The following is a 2,259-nucleotide window of genomic DNA, read 5'->3' as shown; positions in this document are numbered from 1 at the left end:
TGGCTGGCGGCTGCGCCCACCGGGCGCGGGGTCAGTCGGCCGGTGCGCGCTCGGTGTCGCGCTCGGCGACCTGCTCCGCGCGGGCGAGGGCCTGCCGCCCGTACGCCCACCGGGCCGTGGAGTTGAGGTGCGAGCGATGGTCGCCCATGTGCAGTCCCCAGGACAGCAGGGTGATGACCCGGTTCCGGAAACCGATGAGGAACGCCAGGTGCACGACCAGCCACAGGACCCAGGCGATGAACCCCTGCAGCTGGAACGGGCCGATCTTGGCGACCGCGCTGTAGCGGGACACGGTCGCCATGGAGCCCTTGTCGAAGTACTTGAACGGGCGGCGGGCGGCCGGTGACCGTCCCGTCGCGACCTCGCGGGCGATCTGCTTGGCGACGTACTTTCCGCCCTGGATCGCGACCGGCGAGACGCCCGGCAGGTTGTCGAGGTTGATCATGTCGCCGATCACGAAGATCTCGGGCCGACCCGGCAGGGAGAGATCCTTGTTCACGAGTACGCGCCCGGCCCGGTCCACCTCGGCGCCGGTCTGTTCGGCGAGCATCCTGCCCAGCGGGCTCGCCTGGACGCCGGCCGACCAGATCTTGCAGGTGGCGTCGATGCGGCGCCGGGAACCGTCCGGGTCCTTGACCTCGATCCCGTAGTAGTCCACGTCGGTGACCATGGCGTTGAGCTGGATCTCCACGCCGATCTCCTCGAGGCGCGACCGGGCGGCGTTGCCGAGCTTGTTCCCGAACGGCGGGAGCACCGCCGGGGCGGCGTCGAGGAGGATGACCCGGGTGCGGGCCGGGTCGATCCGCCGGAAGCTGTTCTTGAGGGTCCGCCGCGCCAGCTCGGCGATCTGCCCGGCCATCTCCACACCGGTCGGTCCGGCGCCGACGACGACGAAGGTGAGCAGCCTGCGACGCTCCTCCTCGTCGTCCGTCACCTCGGCCTGCTCGAAGCAGCCCATGATGCGGCTCCGCAGCTCCAGCGCATCGTCGATGGACTTCATGCCCGGCGCCCAGTGCTCGAAGTGATCGTTGCCGAAGTAGGACTGGTTGGCCCCAGCGGCGACGATGAGGGAGTCGTACTCGAGCTCGAAGTCGACGTGCCCGGCCGTTGCGTGCAGCCTCCGGGCGGTGACGTCGATCTGGTCCACCTCCCCCATTGCGACGGTGACGTTCTTCTGGTCCCGCAGGACGAGCCGGGTCGAGGGGGCGATCTCGCCGACGGACAGGATGCCCGTCGCGACCTGGTACAGCAGCGGCTGGAAGAGGTGGTGGCCGGTCCGGGCGACGAGGGTGACGTCGACGTCGGCCTTCTCCAGCGCGCGGGCGGCGGCGAGCCCGCCGAATCCCGACCCGATGATGACCACCCGATGGCGGTTCTCCGTTGACGGCCCACTGTTCATCGGCGAGTGCGAGTATCCGGTCATGGCGCCTCCTCGAACTGACTGTGCCGTTCCCATGAGCCGTCGCCGGGCCCCGTTGCGGCCGACCCTAGTCGTGTTCGCGGGGCTCGTCGTCCGGTTCCGGATCGCCGTCCTCGTGCATCTCCGCATCCATCAGGTACGACGAGCCACCGTCCCCGACCCAGGACCCGTTTGTGTACGTGCCGGTGACGGACGGGCGGCGTCTCCGCGGCACCCGACGGTGGGCGGCAGGAGCATATCGCGCCCCGGGCGATACCCGGGAGAAAATAAGTCCGCGAGCGGTTCGGAAGGGCGAGAGGCGCTGTTACCCTGGGCCAAGTGAGCGGAGATCACTCTCCGATCACGCCACATGCCCGTCGAAAGGAGACACATCCATGGGTTCTGAAGCTCTCGGATCGCTCGGTTCGCTCGCCGCGGGGTCACTCGCGGCGCCCATCCTCGGCTCGCTCGGCCTCGGCTCGCTTCTCGGTGGGCCCGGCAGCGGCTCCGGCAGCGCGACCGACTCGCTGACCGGCCTCCTGCCGACCGATCTGCTCGGCGGACTGTCCTAACCACGACTTCCCGGCGACCCGGGGGCTCCCGCCCCGGACATCTCGGTGTCCGGCGGGCGGGGCCCCCGGGGCGCTGCGCATGTGCGGCCGGCGAGCCGCCGCGCTCGCCACTCGAAGTTTTTCCTGACTTTCTCAGCGATTCTCTTCAGGCAGATGCCGTGAACACTCAAGACGACGGCCGGCGCGACGTTGATCCGCGAGGCGGCGAAGTAGGCGGCCAGGACCAATCCGGCATCCACCCATCGGGCGATGGGCAGGACCTAGCCCCGCTGATTCACGGGCCGGTGT

The 2,259-nt window shown here is 69.6% G+C and carries 2 protein-coding genes; one reads left to right on the top strand and one right to left on the bottom strand.

Annotated elements, in window-relative coordinates; translation table 11 throughout:
- Nucleotides 1–31: 31 nt before the first annotated feature.
- The gene (locus HMPREF3086_RS17215) at nucleotides 32–1,423 is read right to left on the bottom strand and encodes an NAD(P)/FAD-dependent oxidoreductase (protein ID WP_141764156.1); all 1,392 of its coding nucleotides are present in this window, start codon (nucleotides 1,421–1,423) and stop codon (nucleotides 32–34) included.
- A 371-nt stretch (nucleotides 1,424–1,794) separates the two neighbouring features.
- Between HMPREF3086_RS17215 and HMPREF3086_RS19170 the strand changes: the two genes are divergently transcribed.
- The gene (locus tag HMPREF3086_RS19170; RefSeq protein WP_167400748.1) at nucleotides 1,795–1,971 is read left to right on the top strand and encodes a hypothetical protein; all 177 of its coding nucleotides are present in this window, start codon (nucleotides 1,795–1,797) and stop codon (nucleotides 1,969–1,971) included.
- Nucleotides 1,972–2,259: the final 288 nt, after the last annotated feature.

This window comes from Dietzia sp. HMSC21D01 (genome assembly GCF_001815995.1).
GTDB classification, from domain to species: domain Bacteria; phylum Actinomycetota; class Actinomycetes; order Mycobacteriales; family Mycobacteriaceae; genus Dietzia; species Dietzia cinnamea.
This window is presented reverse-complemented; position numbering and strand designations above follow the sequence as displayed.